17 protein-coding genes are annotated in these 22,981 nt (G+C 59.4%); 10 read left to right on the top strand and 7 right to left on the bottom strand.

The features are described from left to right. Window positions 1-85 precede the first annotated feature (85 nt). From PPTH39_RS14305 to PPTH39_RS14295, 3 genes are all read right to left on the bottom strand, one after another. Complete coding sequence (locus tag PPTH39_RS14305) at window positions 86-3,760, bottom strand: translocation/assembly module TamB domain-containing protein (RefSeq protein WP_130872117.1); 3,675 nt, start codon at window positions 3,758-3,760, stop codon at window positions 86-88. Then, the gene (locus PPTH39_RS14300; RefSeq protein WP_095001668.1) at window positions 3,757-5,484 is read right to left on the bottom strand and encodes an autotransporter assembly complex protein TamA; all 1,728 of its coding nucleotides are present in this window, start codon (window positions 5,482-5,484) and stop codon (window positions 3,757-3,759) included. The genes PPTH39_RS14305 and PPTH39_RS14300 overlap by 4 nt, the downstream gene beginning before the upstream one ends. A gap of 64 nt (window positions 5,485-5,548) precedes the next feature. Then, window positions 5,549-6,199: a GNAT family N-acetyltransferase gene (locus PPTH39_RS14295; RefSeq protein WP_095001669.1), complete on the bottom strand. Its 651-nt coding sequence runs from the start codon at window positions 6,197-6,199 to the stop codon at window positions 5,549-5,551. A gap of 182 nt (window positions 6,200-6,381) precedes the next feature. Here PPTH39_RS14295 and xthA point away from each other — a divergent pair, with 182 nt between their 5' ends. Further along, the gene (xthA, locus tag PPTH39_RS14290; protein WP_095001670.1) at window positions 6,382-7,194 is read left to right on the top strand and encodes an exodeoxyribonuclease III; all 813 of its coding nucleotides are present in this window, start codon (window positions 6,382-6,384) and stop codon (window positions 7,192-7,194) included. Between the two features lie 122 nt (window positions 7,195-7,316). Next, complete coding sequence (locus PPTH39_RS14285; RefSeq protein WP_095038684.1) at window positions 7,317-8,624, top strand: substrate-binding domain-containing protein; 1,308 nt, start codon at window positions 7,317-7,319, stop codon at window positions 8,622-8,624. Between the two features lie 27 nt (window positions 8,625-8,651). Here the strand turns inward: PPTH39_RS14285 and PPTH39_RS14280 are convergent, their stop codons facing one another. Beyond that, window positions 8,652-9,857, bottom strand: a complete 1,206-nt coding sequence (locus PPTH39_RS14280) for an acyl-CoA dehydrogenase (RefSeq protein WP_095019302.1) — start codon at window positions 9,855-9,857, stop codon at window positions 8,652-8,654. Window positions 9,858-10,012: 155 nt separating this feature from the next. Between PPTH39_RS14280 and PPTH39_RS14275 the strand changes: the two genes are divergently transcribed. From PPTH39_RS14275 to PPTH39_RS14265, 3 genes are all read left to right on the top strand, one after another. Then, complete coding sequence (locus tag PPTH39_RS14275) at window positions 10,013-10,966, top strand: LysR family transcriptional regulator (protein ID WP_130872116.1); 954 nt, start codon at window positions 10,013-10,015, stop codon at window positions 10,964-10,966. Between the two features lie 26 nt (window positions 10,967-10,992). Continuing rightward, the gene (locus PPTH39_RS14270) at window positions 10,993-11,403 is read left to right on the top strand and encodes a MerR family transcriptional regulator (RefSeq protein ID WP_095001674.1); all 411 of its coding nucleotides are present in this window, start codon (window positions 10,993-10,995) and stop codon (window positions 11,401-11,403) included. A 108-nt stretch (window positions 11,404-11,511) separates the two neighbouring features. Continuing rightward, complete coding sequence (locus tag PPTH39_RS14265; RefSeq protein ID WP_095019304.1) at window positions 11,512-12,408, top strand: hydroxymethylglutaryl-CoA lyase; 897 nt, start codon at window positions 11,512-11,514, stop codon at window positions 12,406-12,408. Between the two features lie 672 nt (window positions 12,409-13,080). Here PPTH39_RS14265 and PPTH39_RS14260 read toward each other — a convergent pair. Beyond that, on the bottom strand, window positions 13,081-14,757 hold the full coding sequence (locus PPTH39_RS14260) for an AMP-binding protein (RefSeq protein WP_130872115.1): 1,677 nt from the start codon (window positions 14,755-14,757) through the stop codon (window positions 13,081-13,083). A 210-nt stretch (window positions 14,758-14,967) separates the two neighbouring features. On the opposite strand from PPTH39_RS14260, the gene PPTH39_RS14255 reads away from it, so the two are divergent. Genes PPTH39_RS14255 through PPTH39_RS14240 form a run of 4 tightly spaced genes read left to right on the top strand, consistent with a single transcriptional unit; the run spans window position 14,968 to window position 20,533 of the window. Continuing rightward, window positions 14,968-16,131, top strand: coding sequence for an isovaleryl-CoA dehydrogenase (locus PPTH39_RS14255; RefSeq protein ID WP_095001677.1), 1,164 nt, complete (start codon window positions 14,968-14,970; stop codon window positions 16,129-16,131). Window positions 16,132-16,142: 11 nt separating this feature from the next. Beyond that, on the top strand, window positions 16,143-17,750 hold the full coding sequence (locus PPTH39_RS14250) for a carboxyl transferase domain-containing protein (RefSeq protein WP_095001678.1): 1,608 nt from the start codon (window positions 16,143-16,145) through the stop codon (window positions 17,748-17,750). A 27-nt stretch (window positions 17,751-17,777) separates the two neighbouring features. Further along, window positions 17,778-18,596 carry a gamma-carboxygeranoyl-CoA hydratase gene (locus PPTH39_RS14245; RefSeq protein ID WP_095038682.1) on the top strand — a complete coding sequence of 273 codons (819 nt, stop codon included), beginning with the start codon at window positions 17,778-17,780 and terminating at the stop codon, window positions 18,594-18,596. Beyond that, entirely contained in the window at window positions 18,593-20,533 is a 1,941-nt protein-coding gene (locus tag PPTH39_RS14240; protein WP_095001680.1) for an acetyl/propionyl/methylcrotonyl-CoA carboxylase subunit alpha, read from the top strand. The genes PPTH39_RS14245 and PPTH39_RS14240 overlap by 4 nt, the downstream gene beginning before the upstream one ends. A 60-nt stretch (window positions 20,534-20,593) precedes the next feature. Here PPTH39_RS14240 and PPTH39_RS14235 read toward each other — a convergent pair whose 3' ends face one another. Then, entirely contained in the window at window positions 20,594-21,253 is a 660-nt protein-coding gene (locus tag PPTH39_RS14235) for a LexA family protein (RefSeq protein WP_095001681.1), read from the bottom strand. 129 nt (window positions 21,254-21,382) lie between these two features. On the opposite strand from PPTH39_RS14235, the gene PPTH39_RS14230 reads away from it, so the two are divergent. Next, complete coding sequence (locus PPTH39_RS14230) at window positions 21,383-21,730, top strand: DUF6124 family protein (protein WP_095001682.1); 348 nt, start codon at window positions 21,383-21,385, stop codon at window positions 21,728-21,730. Between the two features lie 47 nt (window positions 21,731-21,777). Here the strand turns inward: PPTH39_RS14230 and PPTH39_RS14225 are convergent, their stop codons facing one another. Beyond that, window positions 21,778-22,830 carry a Glu/Leu/Phe/Val dehydrogenase dimerization domain-containing protein gene (locus tag PPTH39_RS14225; protein ID WP_130872114.1) on the bottom strand — a complete coding sequence of 351 codons (1,053 nt, stop codon included), beginning with the start codon at window positions 22,828-22,830 and terminating at the stop codon, window positions 21,778-21,780. Window positions 22,831-22,981: the final 151 nt, after the last annotated feature.

Genomic DNA, 22,981 nt, shown 5'->3' with positions numbered 1-22,981 from the left:
CGAGCCTGCTCGCGATACAGGCAAACCGCGTCGCCTGTTTCGCGAGCAGGCTCGCTCCCACACCATCAGGTCATATCACAGCACGTCAGAAATCCCGTTTGTAGAAGATATCCAGCGAGCTGGCAAAACCGCTGGCTACTTCGACATACACACGCTTGCTCAGTTTGTAGCGCAGGGCAATGGTACTGGCAGGTTCAAACACACCCACACCATAGCGTACGCTCAGCCGCTCGTTGATCTTGCCACTGGCCACCACTGCAGTGCTGTTGCCGGTGCCTTCGGTATCAAGCTCAAAATCCTTGATCCCCAGGTGGTTGGCCAGGCTGGTGGTAATCCCCGAACTGCCCATCAGGCCCAGGCCCAGCGCCGCCTGCGCCAGCAGGTTTTCATCTTCCCCGGTACCCGTCAGCGGACGCCCAAGGATCAGGTAAGACAACGCCTGTTCCTGGCTCATGGCCGGTTCCGAGAAGATTTGCGTAGTGGGCTGTTCCGCACTGCCTGTCAGGCGAATCCCGGCAATCACGTCGTCGGTCTGGCGGACCGCTTCGATATCCAGATAAGGCTGGTCAATCGGCCCGGCGAACAGCAAACGCGCACGGCGTATGGTCAGCTTCTGGCCATAGGCACGGTAGCGACCGTTATTGAGGCGCAGCTCGCCACGGGTGTCCATGTCGTTGCCAATATGCACCTGCCCCGCCAGATCGGCGTTCAGGCCAAAGCCGGAGAATGTCAGCAACTCCTGCCCCACCACCACGGTGATATCCATGTCGACCTGCATCGGCGCGGCTTCACCCGTCGTCTGCTGGCCCACAATCACCGTGTCATCTGACACCTTGACCGTCGAGGGTGGCAATTCCCGTACCACGATTTCACCCTTGGGCACGTTCACCCTACCGGCGATCAACAGGGTGTTGTCGGGGTTGAGGGAGATTTTCAGGTCCGGGGCGACTTCCAGCTTGGCATAAGGCTCGACCGTCACCGGCAGGTTGTTGCCCTTGACCAGCACATTGACCGCCACTGCCTGACCCCAGGCCACATTGCCGCTGACGCTGCCCTGGCCCTTTTCGCCGCTGGTCCAGCCGCCATTGATCTGCGCCGTTTCGCCGTTGATGGCCAGCGAAAGCTGCACATTCTCGAAGTTGGTCGGCAGCTCCGGCCCCGAGATTTCACCGCCGGTCAGGGCCACATTGCCGTTGACATGGGGCGACAGCAAAGCACCCGATATCGTGCCAGAGCCGTTGAGCTGGCCGGTGAGTTTTTCCACCATCGGCGCAAACGGACGAATCATCGACACATCCAGCCCGGTGAGACGGAATTCACCGGTAACAGGTTTGCTTTTGGGCAGCGGATTGATCCGCGCTGCCAGCATCAACTGCCCCAGCTTGCCACCATCGAAATCAAGCCGCGATTCAACCCGGTTAGGGGTCAGGTTGCTGGTCAGCTTGAACGCCTGGTATGGGAAGTCCAGCCACTGGCCCTTGTCTTTGAAGCGCAACGTGCCACCACTGGCATCCACCACCACCTGGCCTTTAGGCCCGCTGGCAGGCAAGTCCAGCATCAAGTCGGCATTGAGCTGGCCCTGCCACTGGAAGTCCTTGGGCAACCACTCAGCCAGGCTGTCGAGGGGGAACTGCTTGAGGTGCAGACGCAGTTTCGGGTCCGGCACCAGGCGCTGCTCTTCGCTGCACAAGCTCGCCGGGCCGGAGAGCCAGCACTGCGCGCCCAGATTGAGCCGGCCATCGGCCAGGCGCTCCAGCCGTGCCGGGTTTTGCAGCACCCAGGCCTGGCCGCCGGCCTTGACGTCGCCACTGGCCAGTCGCCCGCGCCAGTTGCCTTTGTCCAGGCCGCCATCCACGGCCAGGCCCAGTTGCACCAACGGTCCTTGCAAATCCAGCTTGAGCTGCTGACGCTTGATATCGCCACTGCCGTTGGCGGTGAGCACGCCCAGTTGGGTGTCACCGGCGCGGATGCCGCTGCCCTTGAGGTCGATGCGGCCACGCTGGTTGCGATCGAGGCTGGCATCCAGGGTCAAGCTTTGCAGATGATTGTCGGCAAACGCAAGTTGCTGCCCATTGAGCGCCACTTTGCCTTGCGGTGCCTTGAGGGTTCCGCCTACATCGACACGGCCCTTGAGCTGACCGCGCAGTTCGGGCCACAGCTGGCCCAGACGCGGCATATTGAGATCAAGCTGGGCCTTGATTTGCTCCTGCAAACTGGCGCTACCATTGATGCGATTATCGCCCAGGCGAATATCCAGCGCACTGACGGTCCAGGCCTCACCGGCGCCCTGGGCCTTGGCTTGCAGCACCGCAGGCAGGCCGCGCAAACGGCCCTTGAGGTCGAGATTGGCATCCAGCTCCAGACGCTCGTTTTTAAATGAACCCTTGCTGCGCAACGGGCCTGCCAGCGTACCCGGCAACTCGGCCACCCAATACGCAGGGTTGAGCGCACTCAGGTCCAGCGCCGTGTCCCACACCACGCCATCGGCAAACTGCACATTGACGTGGCCCTCGGCTTTGCCCTGCCCGGCCACCAGTTTGAGCTGCGGCAGGAAGACCTTGCCCAGATCGCCACTGAACGGGCTGCTGAGGCTGAACTTGCCCGCCGGGCCATCAAGGTCCGCCTTGAAGTTGCCCAGATAATTACCGTCGCGATAGGACACTTCACCCACAAACGTGCGCAAATCCACATCAGGCTTGTCGATCAGCGGATACAGGTTGTGCCAGGGAAACTCCAGCCAGTCGATTTTGGCCTCGGCGCTCAAGCCTTCATGCCAGTCCACTTGCCCCGACAGTTTCAGGCGCTGCTGCGGGTTGGCGGTCAGGTCCAGCGCAGCGATCTGCGCACCCTTGGCATCCACGCGGCCTTTGAGCTGCAGGTTCACTGGCTGTTTTTCGGCAGGCAACAGGGCGCTGCCATTCAATTCATAGCCGTCCTTGAGGTCGCCCTTGGCCGTCAGCAACAACTGATTGAGCACCAGGGTGTCCGGCAGATCGGGGCTGGCCTTGAACGGTTCGGCGGTGATTTTCAATTGCGCCGGCAAGTTGTCGGCCAAAGGCTGCAGCTCGCCCGTCAGGTGCGCATTGATATAACCGGTGGTGTCGGCCTTGAGGTTCAAGCTAGTACGCAGATTGCCATCAACCTTGAGCGCGATCGCCAGGGGTTTGCCATCCGGAGCTGGCAGGCTGACGTTACCTTGCAAGGTCAACGGCCAGTCGCCATTGGGTTGCAGCAGGCCGGACAGTTCAACGTTGAGGTCTTCGCGCTCGACCTGCACCGAGTCGAGCTGCAAGCCCTTGGCCGTCCACTGCGCCGACATCTGCATGCCCTTGAGCTGCTCGATGCCGTTGAACAGTACATTGCCGACCTTGACCACACCCACTTCAATCGCCAGCGGCAATTTCAGCTCCGGCAGGCTGATCGGCCCGCTGCTGCTGTCTTCACTGGGCGGAAATTGCAGGCTGATGGCGTCAGCCTGCAATTGATCGATACATAGCGTCATGCGGGTCAGACAGCCCGGCGACCAGGCAAAGATCGGCCGGCTTACCTCCACCCGGCTGGTGCCTTGCTCCCACAAGAGATGATCGGCACCCCACTGGCCGCCCAGGCGCCCGGCAAAATTCTCCACCTGCAAACCCGGTACCTGCCCCAGCACCCAGCGGCTGCCTGCTTGCGTACCCAGAATCACGCCCACACTGACAACGGCCAGCAGCACCAACGCCACCAGCACCAGCCCGGCTATTTTCAAACCACGAATCACAGTTCTGGCCCCATCGAAAAGTGCAAACGGACACCGCCATCGTCATCCAGCGCATGGGCCAGATCCAGACGTATGGGGCCTACCGGCGAGATCCAGCGAATACCAACGCCGACCCCGGTTTTCAGGCTCGGAAAGTCCAGTGTGTTGAACGCATTGCCCTGGTCGACAAAGGTCGCCCAGCGCCACTTTTCGGCGAACTGATATTGATATTCCAGGCTACCCGCGAGCATGTAGCGCCCGCCAATACGATCACCTTCGGAGTTTTTCGGCGACAGACTCTGGTAATCATAACCGCGCACGCTCTGGTCGCCACCGGCGAAGAAGCGCAGGGACGGTGGAATCGATTTGTAGCCGTTGGTGGCACTGCCACCAAACTGGATCCGGCCCAAAAAGCGGTGTTTTTCCCACAGGGTGGTCAACGCCTTGAACTGCACATCGCCATGCAGCAGGTTGGTATCGGACATCAACCCTTGCTTGGCCACCTGCATATCCGTGGTCACACTGTAGCCGTGACTGGGGTCGATGCGGTTGTCGCTGCGCAATACCGAATAGCTGACGCCCGGCATCAGCAAGGTACTCAGGCCCGAGTCATCGCCCAGGCGGTACTCTTCATGCTGCCATTTGAGCGAGATGACGCGCGTCCAGCCGTTATCCAGTTTGCTGTGCCACTCCGGGCCGACCGTGAGCAGCTTGCTCAAGGTGTCGGTGTTGGCGATTTCTTCGTTTTGATAACCCGCAGCAAGACGCAGTTTATCGGTCAGCGGTGGATCCAGCGGGATGTCATACCAGGCACCGACGTTTTGCTTGGGCTGGGATATTTCGGATTCAAAGCCGTAGCTGTCACCGCGCGGGTTGCCCCAGTGGCGCATCCAGCTGGCCTTGCCACGGGCTCCGGTATCGGTCGAGTAACCCAGGCCCAGGGTCATGGTGCGCGGCTTGCGGGTTTCCAGGTCGACGTCGACCGGGATCACCTGCCCCACCGCAGTACTGGGTGCGGCATCGACGCGCACCACTTCAAAGTAGCCACTGCTTTGCAGGTTCTGGTTAAGTTCGGCAACCAGTTCCGAGTCGTACGGGGTATCCGGGGTAAACGGCACCATGCGTTGCAGCAAGGTCTGGTCAAAGGGTGCATCGCCGGCAAAACTGACTTTACCGAGAAAAAAACGCGGGCCGCTTTCGTAGACCAGATTGATATCGGCAAAACCGCCCTTGGGGTCGACCAGCAGTTCATGCTGAGTGAATTTACCATTGAAAAAACCGTAACGCAGGGCACGGTTCTGGATCAGGCGTTTGGCGTCTTCGTAGTTGCCCTGATTGAGCACCGCGCCGGGTTTGAGATCATCGCTGGCCGGTATCTGAAAGGCCTTCAGCGAAGCGGCCGGGCCTTCGACGCGCACGTTGACGTTGCGCAGATGCACCGGCTCGCCGGGATCGATGCTCAACACCAGACGCGGCGGATCGCCGGGCTTGACCTCGGCGTCGATGGAGGGCTGGTAGTAACCCAAGGCCTGGGAGGCTTTCAGGGCCTGCTCCTGCGCGCCACGTTGAAAACGCAAAAGCGCTTTCTCGTCACGATCGCCGAGGCTGCCAATATAGCCTTCCACGTTGGCCTTGAGGGCGTCGTTTGCCGGTTTGACCTTGACCACCAACTCGCTTTGGGCACACGCCGCAAAACTGCTGAGCAGCAGGACAACACCACTGGTAAATCTTCCTGGGAACGTCATAGGCGCGGATGCTATCACGGGCTGGGGTGCTCATAGAGCGCGTCAACGGGCAAAAAGTTCGTGTTCAAACCGTTGCGGTATGTGACACCTGCGGATTGGCATGGAAGAACACATGTTCTATCACCGGCCCCACCGCAACTTCCCCGATCTCCACATAGCCCTGGCGCTTGTAGAATTCAAGGTAATGCGGGTTTCCGGTGTCGAGCACCACACCTTCGGAGTGCTCGTCCTCGGCGCACCAGTTATGCACTGCTTCAAGCAACTGCTCACCGTAATGCAAACCCTGGAATTCGGGATGAATACCCAGCAACGGCAGCATATGCACGGCATCTCCCGGCACGCAGGCCTGCACTGCCTGGTGATAGTCCAGATACCGCCGCGTGCAGTTCAGCCCGGCACTGAGCACCATGCGCAACTGCCAGGCCCAGCTTTCGGTAATCCCCAGGCGCCGCTGCGGCGGGGCAATCAGGGCAATGCCCACCAGACGGTCATTGACCAGCAACCCCAGCGCCGGCAAGTCCTGAAAAAAATGTTGCCTGACCAGCTCCCGCACTGTCGCGCGAACCCGTTGTTCGTAACCGCTGCGCTCGGCGTTGAACAGAAAACGGAATGTCGGCTCATGGCGATAGGCCTGATACAGCAAGGAGCGCGCTTCTCTTGAATAGCCACTGTCAAGCAACTGGATCTGACTGGTGGCGTTCGGCGTTTGCGTCATGCGATCAACTCCCCGGCGCGGCCTGGATAGCGGCGCTTCTAATGCGTACGAACCCCCGAGGGCCACAACAGTTCCATCATGGCCAAGTGCATCCTACGTTAGCAGTGCATTTGCCCCACTGCACGCTGGCAGCCAGAGCGTCAGTCCGCTAGCATCGCAGTTTTGTTCAGGACTGCCCGCCCATGAAAATCGTTTCATTCAACATCAACGGCCTGCGCGCTCGGCCACATCAGCTGGCAGCGCTGATCGAGAAACACCAGCCTGACGTGATCGGCCTGCAGGAAACCAAGGTCCATGACGATCAGTTCCCCATCGCCGACATCGAAGCGCTGGGGTATCACGTGCACTTCCATGGTCAAAAAGGCCATTACGGGGTCGCCCTGCTCTCGCGCCAGGCACCTCTGGAGCTGCACAAGGGTTTTGCCGGTGATGAAGATGACGCCCAGCGGCGTTTTATCTGGGGCACTTTCGCTGACGAAAACGGCCAGCCGGTGACCATCATGAATGGTTACTTCCCACAGGGCGAAAACCGCGATCACCCCACCAAATTCCCGGCCAAGCAGCGTTTCTACAGCGACCTGCAGCAGCTGCTTGAAAGCCAGTTCAGCAATGAACAACCACTGGTGGTAATGGGCGATATCAATATCTCGCCGCAGGACTGCGATATCGGTATCGGCCCGGACAACGCCAAGCGCTGGCTGAAAACCGGCAAGTGCAGCTTTTTGCCGGAAGAACGCGAGTGGCTGGAACGTCTCAAGGGCTGGGGCCTGGTGGACAGCTTTCGCTACCTGCACCCGGACGTGGCCGACCGTTTCAGCTGGTTCGATTACCGCAGCCGTGGTTTTGAGGATGAGCCCAAGCGTGGCCTGCGCATTGACGTGATCCTTGCTTCCCAGGGGCTGGTGCCACGAATCAAGGCAGCGGGTGTGGACTACGACCTGCGTGGCATGGAAAAACCATCGGATCATGCGCCGATCTGGCTGGAATTGAGCTAAGAACAATCCCGTAGCAGCTGCCGAAGGAACGAGGCTGCTGCTACAGAGGGGCCTGTCATCGGCTTGAAACCTTTCTGACTTAAATTGCAGGCCTTTCTATGGCTCCAGGAAGGTGCCTGCCGATGCTGCGTTTTATGTCCTTGACCCTGTTATGCGCGCTGACCGGCCTGGTCTGCGCTGCCGACCTGCGCATCCAGGGCTCCAACACCATCGGCGCCAACCTTGGCCCTGCACTGGTCAGCGCCATGCTCGCCGAGCAAGGCCTGCATGACATCCACAGTGTCCCGGTCATCCCGCCCAACGAGCACACTATTGTCGGCACCACGGCGCAGGGCCGGCAGATCCGGGTGGATGTCGCCGCCCATGGCTCGGGTACCGGCTTTACTGCCCTGGCCGCCGGGCATGCGGATCTGGTGGCGTCCTCGCGCCCCATCAAGGACCGCGAACTGGTAGACCTTGAGCGCCTGGGAGACCTGAAAAGCCCGAGCGCCGAACAAGTGATTGCCATCGATGGCCTGGCGATCATTCTCCACCCGCGCAACCCGCTCAATCAGCTTGATACCGAGCAACTGGCACAGGTTTTCAGTGGCCAGATCAGCCGCTGGGAACAGCTGGGCGGGGTCGGTGGTGCCATTCATTTATATGCCCGCGATGGCCAGTCCGGCACCTGGGAGACCTTTAAAGAGCTGGTCTTGAACCGCAACGGGCAGTCCTTGAGCAGTACGGCACAGCGTTTCGAATCCAGCGAAGAGCTATCCGATACCGTCAGCCGTGACCCACAAGCCATCGGCTTTATCGGCCTGCCGTATATCCGTGAGGCCAAGGCCCTGGCTATCGTTGATGGCGCATCGCAGCCCATGCTGCCGCTCACCAGCCTGATTGCCAGCGAAGACTACCCCTTGTCGCGGCGTCTGTTCTTTTACCTGCCTCCCTCGACGATAAATCCCTGGGCAAAAGCACTGGTTGCCTTCACCCAAAGCCCGCAAGGTCAGGCCATTGTCGGGCAAAACGGCTTTGTCGCCCAAAGCGTACAAGCTGGCAGCGTGCTACCGGGCGCGCACATGCCCCAGGCGTATCAGGCGCTGACGCGGGAGGCACAGCGCCTGTCAGTCAACTTCCGTTTTGAAGAAGGCAGTGCCTCACTGGATAACAAGGCGCGTCAGGACTTGCTGCGTGTGGCCGACTACCTGAGCGCCCATGGCAAACTCGACAAACAGATCACACTGGTGGGTTTCGGCGATGCCAAGGATGATCCGCAGCGTGCACAATTGCTGTCAACGTTGCGGGCGATGGCCGTACGCCGCGAGCTGGTGAAAAGCGGCGTGGTGCCCAGGGAAATTCGGGGCTATGGCGCACAAATGCCGGTGGCAGCCAATATCGAAGATGAAGGGCGCCAGAAGAATCGTCGGGTTGAGGTGTGGGTTTATTGAGTGTGCAAGGTCAAATGCCCCCTCTCCCTAGAGTGCATATTTATCCAGCTCAAACTTGCCCACTGCCGCCCGGTGTACTTCGTCCGGGCCATCCGCCAGGCGCAGCGTGCGCTGCATGGCGTACATATAAGCCAGCGGAAAATCCGCCGAAACCCCTGCCCCGCCATGCATCTGAATGGCCCGGTCAATCACCTTCAAGGCAACGTTGGGCGCGACAACCTTGATCTGGGCGATTTCACTTCTGGCCACCTTGTTGCCTACCGTGTCCATCATATACGCAGCCTTGAGGGTCAACAGGCGCGCCATGTCGATCTCCATGCGCGAGTCGGCGATCTTGTCGATATTGGCCCCCAGACGTGCCAGCGGCTTGCCGAACGCGGTACGTGCCAGCGAACGCTTGCACATTAAAGCCAGTGCCCGCTCGGCCATGCCAATCGAGCGCATGCAGTGGTGAATCCGGCCCGGCCCAAGACGCCCCTGGGCAATTTCAAAGCCCCGGCCTTCACCCAACAAAACGTTTTCATACGGCACTCGTACGTTGTCGAACAGCACTTCGGCATGACCATGAGGAGCATCGTCGTAGCCGAATACCGGCAGTGGCCGTACGATTTTCACCCCTGGGGTGTCTACCGGCACCAGGATCATTGAGTGCTGCTGATGCCGCGGATTTTCAGGGTTGCTCAAGCCCATGAAAATCATGATCTTGCAGCGAGGGTCACAAGCTCCCGACGTCCACCATTTGCGGCCATTGATCAGCCACTCGTCACCGTCACGCACGGCGCATGCAGTCATATTAGTAGCATCCGACGAGGCGACGTCCGGTTCGGTCATGGCAAACGCCGAGCGAATGTCACCCCGCAACAGCGGCTCCAACCACTGCTTTTTTTGTGCCTCGCTGGCGTAGCGCACCAGTACTTCCATATTGCCGGTATCCGGTGCCGAGCAGTTGAAGGGCTCGGAACCCAGCATCGAGCGCCCCATGATTTCTGCCAGCGGTGCGTATTCAAGGTTGGTCAGCCCGGCGCCCAGTTCGGACTCTGGCAAAAACAGATTCCACAGCCCTTCAGCCCTGGCCTTGAGTTTCAACTCTTCCATGATCGCTGTGGGCTGCCAGCGATCACCTTCAGCCACCTGCTGATCAAAAATCGCCTCCGCCGGGTAAACATGGGCGTCCATAAACGCTGTCACACGCTCACGCAGTGCCTGAACTTTCGGAGAGTAAGCGAAATCCATAAGTGACTACCTTCTACCGGGCTGCTGAAAAGTGATACCCGATGCTAGATTAGCCACCCTTTATTTGCGCCATCTATTAACGACGTGTATTACCATTCATAAGCAATATATGATCGGGGCGCGTTTTCCTTTCCAATAACAAGAGCCAGCGCGTCATGAACCTGAACAAGGTCGATCTCAATCTGTTTATCGTCTTCGACGCCATCTATACCGAAGCCAACCTGACCCGCGCCGGGCAGATTATCGGCATCACCCAGCCAGCCGTGTCCAATGCCCTGGCGCGATTGCGCGAGAGCTTCAATGACCCGCTGTTCGTGCGCACCGCCCAGGGCATGGTGCCCACCCCCATGGCACAGAACATCATCAGCCCGGTGCGCAGTGCCCTGGCGCTGTTGCGTGTTTCGGTGCAGGAAAGCCGCACCTTCAACCCCCTGCAAGCCAACAAGACCTACCGCATCAGCATGACAGACCTGTCAGAAGCGGTGATTTTGCCGCCGCTATTCCAGCGGCTACGGCGTCAGGCGCCTTCGGTGGTGGTCGAGAGTTTTCTCTCTCATCGGCGTGAGACCACCAGTGATCTGGCTGCCGGGCGTCTGGATTTTGCGGTGGATGCGCCACTTAACAGCGACCCGCAGGTGCGCCACGTCAAATTGATGGAGGACCGCTACGTTTGCGCCATGCGCCAGGGCCATCCATTGGCCGCCAAGGCAGGCCTTAGCCTGGATGAATACCTGGCGCTGACCCACATTCATATCTCGACCCGGCGCAATGGTCTGGGCGAAGTGGACCTGGCCCTGGGCAAGATGGGCCTGCAGCGCAAGATCACCCTGCGCTCGCAGCATTACCTGATGGCCTCCAATGTGCTGCAGCAAACCGACATGGCAATGACCGTGCCCGAGCGTTTTGCCCGCCGCCATGGCCTGCACTTTGTAGCCTTGCCCGTCAATGAACTGCCCAATGTGGAAACCCATTTGTACTGGCACGAAAGTACCGAGCAAGACCCGGCCAATCGCTGGATGCGCGAGCAACTGATCGAGCTGTGCCAGCAACAACAGAAATTCGAAGCCGAAAGCCTGCTTGACGTATACGTCAACCAACCTTTAGTTTAGCAACACGATTTCTCCAGAGCCCGCCCATGAGCAGCCAGACGTACAGTATTTCCGACCTTGCCCGTGAACTTGACATCACCACCCGTGCCATTCGCTTTTATGAAGAGCAAGGCCTGCTCGCCCCTGAACGACGCGGTCAGGAGCGGGTGTATTCGGCGCGGGACAAAGTCAGCCTGAAACTGATTCTGCGCGGCAAGCGCATCGGCTTTTCGCTGGCCGAATGCCGCGAACTGATCGAGCTTTATGACCCCACCAGCGGCAACCAGAAACAGCTCAACAGCATGCTGGCCAAAATCGCCGAACGCCGCGAGCAGCTTGAGCAGCAGTTGCTGGATATCCAGCAGATGCAGCTGGAGCTCGATACCGCTGAAGAGCGGTGTCTCCAGGCGCTGGAACAGACCATAAAAAAACAGACGACTAACAGTCCCTCGCTCTGACTGACCGCCTGCGAACTCCAGCACACCCCCATCTGCCCCCTCTCCCTCCGGGAGAGGGCTGGGGTGAGGGTTGGGCAAGACCCCATTTCAACGGACACGGTGATCCCCATGACACTTCCAACCCATGTGCGGCTGATCGAAGTAGGCCCGCGCGACGGTCTGCAAAACGAGGCCCAACCCATCAGTGTCGCGGACAAGGTGCAACTGGTTGACGCCCTGACCGACGCCGGATTGGGCTATATCGAAGCCGGCAGCTTTGTCTCCCCCAAGTGGGTGCCGCAAATGGCCGGTTCGGCTGAAGTCTTCGCACAAATCCGCCGCAAGCCGGGCGTGGTCTACGGTGCGCTGGCACCGAACCTGCGTGGTTTTGAAGATGCCGTGGCCGCCGGGGTAAAGGAAGTCGCGGTATTTGCCGCCGCATCCGAAGCGTTCTCGCAACGCAATATCAATTGCTCGATCAGCGAAAGCCTGGCGCGCTTTGTGCCCATTATTGAAGCGGCCAGGCAGCACGGCATCAGCGTACGCGGCTATGTGTCCTGTGTGCTGGGCTGCCCTTATGAAGGCCAGGTCAGTGCGCAGCAGGTGGCACAGGTAGCGCAGGAGCTGTACGCCATGGGCTGTTACGAGGTGTCACTGGGCGACACCATCGGCACCGGTACACCGACAGCCACACGCACCCTGTTTGAGACGGTAGCGGCTTGCGTCCCGCGGGAAAAACTCGCCGGGCATTTCCACGATACCTACGGTCAGGCGCTGGTAAATATCTACGCCAGCCTGCAGGAAGGCATCGCGGTATTCGACAGCTCCATCGCCGGCCTCGGCGGTTGCCCCTATGCCAAGGGTGCCAGCGGTAACGTGGCCACGGAAGACGTGCTGTACATGCTCAACGGCATGGGCATCGATACCGGGGTCGACATGGACAAGCTGTTACTGGCCGGCGCGCACATCTGCAAGGTGCTGGGTCGTGTTACCGGATCACGGGTGGCAAAGGCCCGCCAGGGCTAAAAAGTGTTCCGGGGTGTTACCTCGCCGCCACACAAACGAGTAACACGGAAACAAACCGGCCATGCCCAAGGCCGGTTTTTTATTGTCTTATTTTTCAAGTAGTTGATTTATAAGGGTTTTTAAAAGTTGGCACGGCTCCTGCTATCTCTATGGCATAACAAGAATAAAAACCGCAGCAACATAATAAAAACAATACGAAACGACTCTGACATAACAAAAACAACACGGCAGAGACGCAGCTAACAGATTTTTTTGGAGAAGGTTTACTTTTCCGAGGCGCCTAAAAACCACCTCGCAACCGGGCAGAGAAGAATAAAACTACCTTCAGGTAGCACCCGCACAGGTTGGATCACGGGTTTGATAGCCGGTGATAAAAGTGGATCAGCGCTCAAAAAAATACGTTTGCTCTTGACCCCGGATGGGGGTCGCACAAAAACGCAGCAAAAGGGCGAGTTCCAAAAACAACAATAGACCGCCCTTCAATAATAAAAAAAGAGCACGCAACGACATATTAAAGGGGAGCCTCGGCTCCCCTTTGTGCTGTCTGTGGTTTGATAATTTGCTTAACTGCATACCCCCGTGGGAGCGAGCCTGCTCGCGATTCAGGCGCCGCGGTCTGTCTGGCAAATCGCGGTGATGCCATCGCGAGCAAGCCCGTTCCCACGGGCTTGGTCATTTCTGTTGGCACTCCTGAATACTGATCTCGCGCATTTTGAATTTCTGGATCTTGCCGGTCACGGTCATCGGGAATGCATCGACAAACTTGAAAAAACGCGGCGCTTTAAAGTGCGCAATCCGCGACTTGCACCAGGTTTGCAGCTCAAGCTCATTGGCCGTATGACCGGGATGAAACTTGATCCAGGCAACGATCTCTTCGCCATATTTGGCGTCAGGGATACCCACAACCTGCACGTCAGCCACTGCCGGGTGGGTAAAAAAGAACTCCTCCAGCTCCCGCGGGTAAATATTTTCTCCACCGCGAATAATCATGTCCTTGTTGCGCCCCACAATGCGTACATAGCCCTGCTCATCCATCTGCGCCAGGTCACCGGTATGCATCCAGCCGTCGCCGTCGATGGCATCAGCGGTGGCCTGCGGGTTGTTCCAGTAACCGAGCATCACGCTGTAGCCACGGGTACACAACTCGCCAATCTCACCCCGGGCAACGGTGTTGCCCGCAGCATCGATCAACTTGCTCTCAAGTTGTGGCTGGGTACGCCCCACCGTGGTAACCCGCAATTCCAGTTCATCCGCAGGCCCCGTCTGTATCGATACCGGGCTGGTTTCGGTCATGCCATAGGCGATTTGTACTTCGCCCATATGCATTTCACTGATGACGCGGCGCATGATCTCGATCGGGCATGTGGCCCCGGCCATAATCCCCGTGCGCAGGCTCGACAGATCAAACGAGGCACGCTGCGGGTGGTCGAGCATGGCGATAAACATGGTCGGCACACCGTACAGCCCGGTGGCGCGCTCTTGCGCAACCGCTTGCAGCGTAAGGCCCGGGTCAAAGGCCTCCGCAGGGTAGATCATGGTAGTGCCATGGGTCACGCAACCCAGATTGCCCATCACCATGCCAAAGCAGTGATAAAGCGGCACGGGGATTACCAGACGGTCGCTGGCCGTCAGCCCCAGGCTTTCGCCTACCATATAGCCATTATTGAGAATGTTCTGATGGCTGAGGGTCGCACCCTTGGGGAAGCCCGTAGTGCCCGAGGTGTACTGGATATTGACCGGCTGGTCGACGTGCAGGCTGGCTTCGCGGCAGCGTAACTGCTCCGGTTCGACCTCGTCAGCCAACATGGCAAGGTGCGACCACGGCAAAAAACCTGCCGGCGGCTCAGCCGCGAGGCTGATGACCCCACGCAAATCGGCAAAGCGCACACAATCCAGCGCCCCGACCGATTGCTCCGCCAGCTCAGGGATCAACTCCTGGAGCATGGCGTGATAGTTGGACGTCTTGAACGCGCCCGCACACACCAACCATTGACACGCCGATTGCTTGAGTACGTATTCGAGTTCCGAGAGCCGGTATGCCGGGTTGATATTGACCAGAATCACGCCAATCTTGGCGCTGGCAAACTGGCTGATAAACCACTCGGCGCCATTAGGCGCCCACACCCCCAGCCGGTCCCCTGCCTGCAAACCCAAAGCCAGCAGTGCCCTGGCATGCAGGTCGACCTCCTCGGCCAATTGTGCCCATGTATAACGTCGCTGCTGATGGCGTACCACCAACGCCTCCCCCTGCGGGTAACGCGCAGCAGTCTGATCAAAAGCCTGGCCTATCGTCATCGCCAGCAGCGGCTTGTCCAGCGCACCCTGGCTGTAACTGGGGACGGATTGCAACTACATGGCAACTCCTCTTGTGATTGTTTTGGGAGCATGAGCAAGGCGCGTACTGCACCGGCTCATTTGAAGAACAACAAATACTCTGGCCTAAGTTGACGTTAACGTAAAGGTCGTTGACAGTTAAAGGCGCCAAGTTTACGTTAACGTAAAGGTTATCAATGGCGACGCAGTAACCGCCTCCACAAGAACAATGAATATAGGTGCCCCATGAGCTACCCCACCCTGAACTTCGCCCTGGGCGAAACCATCGATATGCTGCGCGATCAGGTCCAGGCATTCGTCGCTGCCGAACTGGCGCCACGGGCGGCGCAAATCGACAAGGACAACCTGTTCCCGGCCGACATGTGGCGCAAGTTCGGTGACATGGGGTTGCTCGGCATCACCGTCTCAGAAGAGTACGGCGGCACCGGCCTGAGCTATCTGGCCCATGTGGTGGCCATGGAAGAAATCAGCCGCGGCTCGGCATCGGTGGCCCTGTCCTACGGCGCCCACTCCAATCTGTGCGTCAACCAGATCAACCGCAACGGCACCCACGAACAGAAACTCAAATACCTGCCCAAGCTGATCAGCGGCGAACACGTCGGTGCCCTGGCCATGAGCGAACCGAACGCCGGTTCCGATGTGGTTTCGATGAAACTGCGCGCCGACAGACGCGGCGACCACTTTGTTCTCAACGGCAGCAAAACCTGGATCACCAATGGCCCGGACGCCAGCACCTATGTGATCTATGCCAAGACCGACCTGGAGAAAGGCCCGCACGGAATCAGCGCATTTATCGTTGAGCGTGACTGGAAAGGCTTCAGCCGCAGTAGCCATTTCGACAAGCTTGGCATGCGCGGTTCCAACACCAGCGAGCTGTTTTTCGACGACGTCGAAGTGCCTGAAGAGAACCTGCTGGGCACCCTCAACGCCGGCGTAAAGGTCCTGATGAGCGGCCTGGACTACGAGCGTGTGGTGCTCTCGGGCGGCCCCACCGGGATCATGCAGGCGTGCATGGACCTGATCGTGCCGTACATTCACGACCGCAAGCAATTCGGCCAGAGCATCGGCGAATTTCAGTTGATCCAGGGCAAGGTGGCTGACATGTACACCCAGCTCAATGCCAGCCGTGCCTATCTGTATGCCGTGGCTGCCGCGTGCGAACGTGGCGAAACAACGCGCAAGGATGCCGCCGGCGTGATTTTGTACAGCGCCGAACGCGCCACGCAAATGGCCCTCGATGCCATTCAGATTCTCGGCGGCAACGGCTACATCAATGAATTCCCCGCTGGGCGCCTCCTGCGCGACGCCAAGCTGTATGAAATCGGCGCTGGCACCAGCGAAATCCGACGCATGCTGATTGGTCGCGAACTCTTCAACGAAACCCGCTAAGGAGCGCAGGCATGTCCATCTTGCAGACGACAATCAACCCGCGCTCGGCCGAGTTCGGGCTTAACCGCGACGCCATGCTCAAACAGGTCGACGCCTTGCATGCCCTGCTAGCGCAGGTGCAACAAGGCGGTGGCGCCAAGGCGCAGGAGCGGCATACCTCGCGGGGCAAGTTGCTGCCTCGCGAACGGATTGACCGCCTTTTGGACAGCGGTTCGCCCTTCCTTGAATTGAGTCAGTTAGCGGCTTACAACGTGTACGGCGAAGACGTTCCGGCAGCCGGGATCATTGCCGGCATTGGTCGGGTCGAGGGCGTGGAGTGCATGATTGTCGCCAACGACGCGACGGTCAAAGGCGGTTCGTACTACCCCCTAACGGTCAAAAAACACCTGCGGGCGCAAACCATCGCCGAGCAGAACCGCTTGCCGTGCATTTATCTGGTGGACTCGGGGGGTGCCAACTTGCCGCGCCAGGACGAGGTGTTCCCGGACCGCGAGCACTTTGGACGGATCTTCTTCAACCAGGCCAACATGAGCGCAGCGGGCATCCCGCAAATTGCCGTGGTCATGGGCTCCTGTACCGCAGGCGGTGCCTATGTACCCGCCATGGCCGACGAAGCCATTATGGTGCGTCAACAGGCAACGATTTTTCTCGCTGGCCCGCCGCTGGTAAAGGCCGCCACGGGCGAAGTGGTCAGCGCCGAAGACCTCGGCGGGGCCGATGTGCACTGCAAGATTTCCGGGGTGGCCGACCACTATGCCGACAGCGACGAACACGCCCTGGCGCTGGCCCGGCGCAGCGTTGCCAACCTCAACTGGCGCAAGCTGGGCCAGTTGCAGCAGCGCACACCACAGGTACCGCTGTACGACCGTGATGAGCTGTACGGCATAGTCCCGGCTGATGCCAAGCAGCCTTTTGATGTACGCGAAGTGATTGCGCGGCTGGTGGATGGCTCGGTATTCGATGAGTTCAAGGCCCTGTTCGGTACCACGCTGGTGTGCGGCTTTGCCCATTTGCAGGGTTACCCGGTGGCGATTCTGGCCAACAACGGGATCCTGTTTGCCGAGGCCGCGCAAAAGGGCGCGCACTTTATCGAGCTGGCCTGTCAGCGCGGCATCCCCCTGGTTTTTTTGCAAAATATCACCGGCTTTATGGTCGGGCAGAAATACGAAGCCGGTGGGATTGCCAAACACGGTGCCAAATTGGTCACCGCCGTTGCGTGCGCCAGGGTGCCCAAATTCACCGTGATCATTGGCGGCAGCTTTGGCGCCGGCAACTACGGAATGTGCGGCCGCGCCTACGATCCACGCTTCTTGTGGATGTGGCCAAATGCCCGAATCGGCGTGATGGGTGCGGAGCAAGCCGCGGGTGTGCTGGTGCAGGTCAAGCGCGAACAGGCCGAGCGCAATGGCGTCGGGTTTACAGCCCGGGAAGAGGCCGAGATCAAGCAGCCGATCCTCGACCAGTACGAGCATCAAGGCCACCCCTACTACTCCAGCGCGCGCTTGTGGGATGACGGCGTGATCGATCCGGCGCAAACCCGAGAGGTTTTGGCCCTTGGCCTGTCGGCGGCCTTGAACGCCCCTGTCGAAGCCACCCGTTTCGGTGTGTTCCGGATGTAACCCCACAGCCTTTCAGGACTGACAAACATGATGGATTTCAACACCCTCGAACTGCACACCGATCCCCGGGGCTTTGCCACCCTGTGGTTGAGCCGCGAGCAGAAGAACAATGCATTCAATGCCGAGATGATTCGTGAGCTGATTCTGGCGCTGGAGGCCGTACAAGCCGACCCTGCCCTGCGTTTTCTGGTGCTGCGCGGGCGCGGCAAGCATTTCAGCGCCGGTGCCGATCTGGCCTGGATGCAGCAATCGGCCGAACTGGACTACCACACCAACCTTGACGACGCCCGCCACCTGGCCGAGCTGATGTACAACCTGGCCAAGCTGAAAATGCCCACCCTGGCCGTGGTCCAGGGCGCGGCCTATGGTGGTGCGCTGGGCCTGATCAGTGCCTGCGACATGGCTATCGGCGCCGAAGACGCGCAGTTCTGTCTGTCGGAAGTGCGTATCGGCCTGGCACCTGCGGTGATCAGCCCCTTCGTGGTGCAGGCCATCGGTGAGCGCGCTGCCCGGCGCTACGCCTTGACGGCTGAACGCTTCAGCGGCGAACGTGCCCGGGAACTGGGCTTGCTATCGGAGTGCTACCCGCTCGCCGAGCTTGAACAGCACATCGACCTCTGGATTGACAACCTGCTGCTCAACAGCCCCCAGGCCATGCGCTCATGCAAGGACCTGTTGCGGGAAGTCAGCCACGGAGCACCGACCCTGGCTATTCGCCGTTACTGCGAAAACGCCATAGCTCGCATCCGCGTCAGCCCCGAAGGCCAGGAGGGCTTGCGCGCCTTTCTGCAAAAACGTGCCCCCAGCTGGCAAGCCGATCCATCGACCCTGGAGCCGCGTTCATGAGCGCCCCTATTCTGACATCCGTACTGGTTGCCAACCGTGGCGAAATCGCCTGCCGGGTAATGCGCACAGCCAGGGCCCTGGGCCTCACCACAGTAGCCGTCCACAGCGCGACCGATCGCGATGCGCGGCATTGCCGCGAAGCCGATATCTGCGTAGACCTGGGGGGCAGCAAAGCGGCCGACAGCTACCTGAAAATCGACAAGATCATTGCAGCCGCCAAGGCCAGTGGGGCCCAGGCCATTCATCCCGGTTATGGCTTTTTGTCGGAGAACGCAGGCTTTGCCCGTGCCATTGAAGCTGCCGGGCTGATATTTCTCGGCCCGCCCGCCAGTGCCATTGATGCCATGGGCAGCAAGTCCGCCGCCAAGACCTTGATGGAAGTGGCGGGCGTACCGCTGGTGCCGGGTTACCACGGCGAAGCCCAGGATCTGGAAACCTTTCGCCTCGCCGCAGAACGCATCGGCTATCCGGTGCTGCTCAAAGCCACGGCAGGAGGTGGCGGCAAGGGCATGAAGGTGGTCGAGGACGTCGCCCAGCTGGCAGAGGCGCTGGCCTCGGCACAGCGCGAAGCCCTGTCGTCCTTTGGCGATGCGCGCATGCTGGTGGAAAAGTACGTACTCAAGCCACGACACGTGGAAATCCAGATTTTTGCCGACCAGCACGGCAACTGCCTGTACCTCAATGAGCGCGACTGCTCGATTCAGCGCCGCCACCAGAAAGTCGTAGAGGAAGCGCCAGCACCGGGCCTGAGTGTCGAACAGCGTCAGGCAATGGGCGAGTCCGCCGTGCGTGCGGCCCAGGCCATCGGTTATGTGGGCGCGGGCACTGTAGAGTTCCTGCTGGATGCGCGAGGCGAATTCTTCTTTATGGAGATGAATACGCGCCTGCAGGTTGAGCACCCGGTCACTGAAGCCATCACCGGCCTCGACCTGGTGGCCTGGCAAATCCGCGTGGCACGAGGTGAAACCCTGCCCATCAGCCAGGCTCAGGTCCCGTTGAACGGCCATGCCATAGAAGTGCGACTGTATGCAGAAGACCCGGGCCATGATTTCCTTCCGCAAACCGGCCGTCTTGAGGTGTATCGCGAGTCGGCCGCTGGCCCGGGCCGTCGCGTGGACAGCGGTGTCAGCGAGGGCGACGAAGTTTCACCGTTCTACGACCCGATGCTGGGCAAGCTGATTGCTTGGGGTGAAGACCGCGAACAGGCACGTTTGCGCCTGATGGCCATGCTCGATGAATTCGCTATTGGCGGGCTGAAAACCAACCTGAATTTCTTGCGCCGCATTATCGGCCACCCTGCCTTCGCCGCAGCCGAACTCGATACCGGATTTATCCCACGCTACGAAGAAGAATTACTGCCTGCTGCCGAACCTTTGCCTACGGCATTCTGGTCTGCCGCTGCCCAGGCATTCAGCCAAAGCCAACCGCTACGGGTGCGCAACGATGACCCGGCATCGCCCTGGTCGGCAGCCAATGGCTTTCGTAGCGGCCTGCCGGCAAACACCTTGCTGGTTCTGGCCTGCAAGGGTGAACAGCAGGTTATCCACCTCAGTGGCAACACCACCACTTTGCGCGATGAACACTTGCTCATCGAGCAGGACGGTGTACGCCGTCAGCACCTGGCCATCCGTCGGGGCGATGCGCTGTACCTGCGCTGGGACGGTGAACTGCACTGCGTGCGTCTGCACGATCCGATCAGCGCCGTGGACGCCAGTCACACGGCCCAGGGCGGCCTGACTGCACCGATGAACGGCAGCATCGTACGTGTGCTGGTCGAGGTCGGGCAAACCGTCGAGGCCGGTGCTCAGTTGGTGGTACTGGAAGCCATGAAAATGGAACACAGCCTGCGAGCCCCCCATGCAGGCGTGATCAAGGCGCTGTTTTTCCAGGAAGGTGAAATGGTCAGTGAGGGCTCGGCACTGGTCGAGCTGGAATGAGAAAAGGCGGGTACCGTGACCGGTATCCGCCTTTTCACTTGCAGTATGGACACACCGCTTCTAAAACTTGGCAGTGGCCTGTACCACCACGCCGATAATCCGGCAGTTTTCATCAAACAGGGTTTTCGGGTAGGTCGGATTGAGTGGCTTGAGGTAACGTTGCCCGCTTTCTTCGATCAACTGCCGGAAAGTCGTGGCATCGGATTCCGGCGTAAGAGCGATGACCATTTTGCCTGGCGTGGCCTCGATGTCCGGATCAACCAGAATCATCATCCCCTGCGCAATGCTGACCCCCACCGGGGCAGTCATTGCGTCTCCCGTGACCAGCAGCCAGAACGCAGCGCCCTTGGCGTAGTGATCACTCACTTCAAACAGCGTACCGGGCGGTGCATAACCGGGCAGCAGCTTTTCGCTGACGTGACCCGCCGCTACCCAGTCGCGCACCGGGTAGCGGAATGCCGATGTGATCTCGTAGGTGTATTCGTCAACCCCGGGCTTGTCGCCCGCCTCGTTGCGCTCACGAATCACCAGGGCGACCTCAAGGTGCTCCAGCCCAAGGGCGTGAAGTACGTTGTTCATCGTCGGCAAGTCGGGTTGACGGCGTTTATTGAGCCAATGGCCGACTCCGCCCTGGGAAGCCCCGACGCGTTCGGCTAGTTTTTCTTGCGTGAGTTTCAGCTCGCGCAATTTGGTTCTGACTAAAGCGATCCATTTATCCATCTGCCGAACAATACGGATTGAATTCGACGCAACAATACACGAATTGTATTATTTACTTATAAGACAAAAATACTTAATGTACTAATCTGCTTTAGCTGACTCGATCAACTCCTGAGACGCAGGTAAATCATGACTCCAATAACAAAAATCCCTTTCGAAACCGAGTCCGATGCCGGGCTTGAATCCATCAAGGACAGCATCGCGACCCAGCGTGCCCTCGACTATTATTTGAAACCTCCTGTTTCTCAACACGCTACGGGTAAGAAAATTTTCCAGGTCAGCGATGACGTGAGCCAGGAAGAAGCTCTGGTGCTGGCCTCGGATTACTTGCGCTGCGCAATTGCCAATGCGCAAAGCGCCAGCGAGCATCAGCAGGGCTCTCAACGGGATCTGCTGCTGAGCCTGCTGCTGCTTATGGAGCCATCCCGGCAATTGCTGGACAAGGCTATCGACATGCAACAACTGACTGCCCGCTGAAGTGAAAAGGCGCTGATTGCCTGCTGCGGGCACCAGCGCCCTGGCTATCACGCGTTCAGACGCTCCTGGGCGAGGCTGTCGGCAATGCGCGTGGTGTTCATGTCCTGCGCTTTAGCCCTTAGAAAGATCTGACGCAACGTCTCGCCAATGCCTTCAACGTGCTGGCGAACCTGCTCAGGCGTGCCACCGTTGTACTCGTAAGACACGTCAATAATGCCGCCCGCATTGATTGCGTAATCCGGTGCGTGCAAGCAACCCCGACGCCACAGTTCATCGGCATGGGAAGCCTTGGCCAATTGATTGTTGGCCGCACCGGCAATCACCGGTGCACGCAGTACCTGCAAGGTTTCATCGTTGATGATGGCACCCATGGCACAGGGCGAGAACACGTCGACATCAAGCCCGTAAATATCCAGTGCACTGACCGCATGGGCACCGAGTTCGTCGACAGCACGGCGCACATTGGCCTCCTGGATATCGTGAACCCACAGCTCGGCGCCCGCCTCCTTCAGGTGCCGGGCCAGGTTGTATCCCACCTGACCCAGCCCTTGAACGGCCACCCGCAGGCCCGTCAGGTCGTGGCGCCCCAAACGCTGCAACACTGCCTCACGCAGGCCAATAAAGACCCCGAGGGCGGTAGCCGGAGACGGGTCACCACTGCGCGTGCCACCGCCCAGTTGTTCGCGGGTGCCAGCACCCACCACGTGGCGGGTGCGCTGGCCCATGAGGGCCATTTCAGCAACCCCGGTGCCGGAGTCCGCCGCCGTGATGTAGCGTCCGCCCATGCTCTCGACAAAACCGCCCATTGCCTGAAACAGCGCCTCGCTCTTGTCTTTGCGCGGGTCACCAATGATCACCGCCTTGCCGCCACCCAATGGCAACCCGGCCAGCGCCGACTTGTACGTCATGCCACGGGACAGGCGCAGCACATCGTTCAAGGCTTGCTGCTCGTCGGCATAGGGCCACATGCGGCAACCGCCCAGGGCTGGCCCCAGGCGCGTGTTGTGCACCGCAATAATGGCCTTGAGGCCCGTGGCCTTGTCATGACAGAACTGGACGTGTTCGTGGTGATCGAATTCGGGGTGAGCAAAAATCGGCATTGCGTTCTCTCTCTTGTTTTTAACCAGAATGCGAGCCAGACCTTAAAGTCAGTCTGTGACCCGTGGCAAAAGAGTGAGGGTTTTACCTAGGATTTTTCTTTCTAAATTGCAGGAATTGTTCTGCTAATCTGCATGTATCATTCAAAAACAA

This window comes from Pseudomonas bubulae, assembly GCF_900618535.1.
Lineage (GTDB): Bacteria > Pseudomonadota > Gammaproteobacteria > Pseudomonadales > Pseudomonadaceae > Aquipseudomonas > Aquipseudomonas bubulae.
Note: the sequence above shows the minus strand (reverse complement) of the source record. Positions and strands in the feature narration are given on the sequence as shown.

Coding starts and splice junctions, on each gene's coding strand:
- PPTH39_RS14300 (WP_095001668.1), bottom strand. CDS start 5,484: ATGACGTTCCCAGGAAGATTTACCAGTGGTGTTGTCCTGCTGCTCAGC.
- PPTH39_RS14295 (WP_095001669.1), bottom strand. CDS start 6,199: ATGACGCAAACGCCGAACGCCACCAGTCAGATCCAGTTGCTTGACAGT.
- xthA (WP_095001670.1), top strand. CDS start 6,382: ATGAAAATCGTTTCATTCAACATCAACGGCCTGCGCGCTCGGCCACAT.
- PPTH39_RS14285 (WP_095038684.1), top strand. CDS start 7,317: ATGCTGCGTTTTATGTCCTTGACCCTGTTATGCGCGCTGACCGGCCTG.
- PPTH39_RS14280 (WP_095019302.1), bottom strand. CDS start 9,857: ATGGATTTCGCTTACTCTCCGAAAGTTCAGGCACTGCGTGAGCGTGTG.
- PPTH39_RS14275 (WP_130872116.1), top strand. CDS start 10,013: ATGAACCTGAACAAGGTCGATCTCAATCTGTTTATCGTCTTCGACGCC.
- PPTH39_RS14270 (WP_095001674.1), top strand. CDS start 10,993: ATGAGCAGCCAGACGTACAGTATTTCCGACCTTGCCCGTGAACTTGAC.
- PPTH39_RS14265 (WP_095019304.1), top strand. CDS start 11,512: ATGACACTTCCAACCCATGTGCGGCTGATCGAAGTAGGCCCGCGCGAC.
- PPTH39_RS14255 (WP_095001677.1), top strand. CDS start 14,968: ATGAGCTACCCCACCCTGAACTTCGCCCTGGGCGAAACCATCGATATG.
- PPTH39_RS14250 (WP_095001678.1), top strand. CDS start 16,143: ATGTCCATCTTGCAGACGACAATCAACCCGCGCTCGGCCGAGTTCGGG.
- PPTH39_RS14245 (WP_095038682.1), top strand. CDS start 17,778: ATGATGGATTTCAACACCCTCGAACTGCACACCGATCCCCGGGGCTTT.
- PPTH39_RS14240 (WP_095001680.1), top strand. CDS start 18,593: ATGAGCGCCCCTATTCTGACATCCGTACTGGTTGCCAACCGTGGCGAA.
- PPTH39_RS14235 (WP_095001681.1), bottom strand. CDS start 21,253: ATGGATAAATGGATCGCTTTAGTCAGAACCAAATTGCGCGAGCTGAAA.
- PPTH39_RS14230 (WP_095001682.1), top strand. CDS start 21,383: ATGACTCCAATAACAAAAATCCCTTTCGAAACCGAGTCCGATGCCGGG.
- PPTH39_RS14225 (WP_130872114.1), bottom strand. CDS start 22,830: ATGCCGATTTTTGCTCACCCCGAATTCGATCACCACGAACACGTCCAG.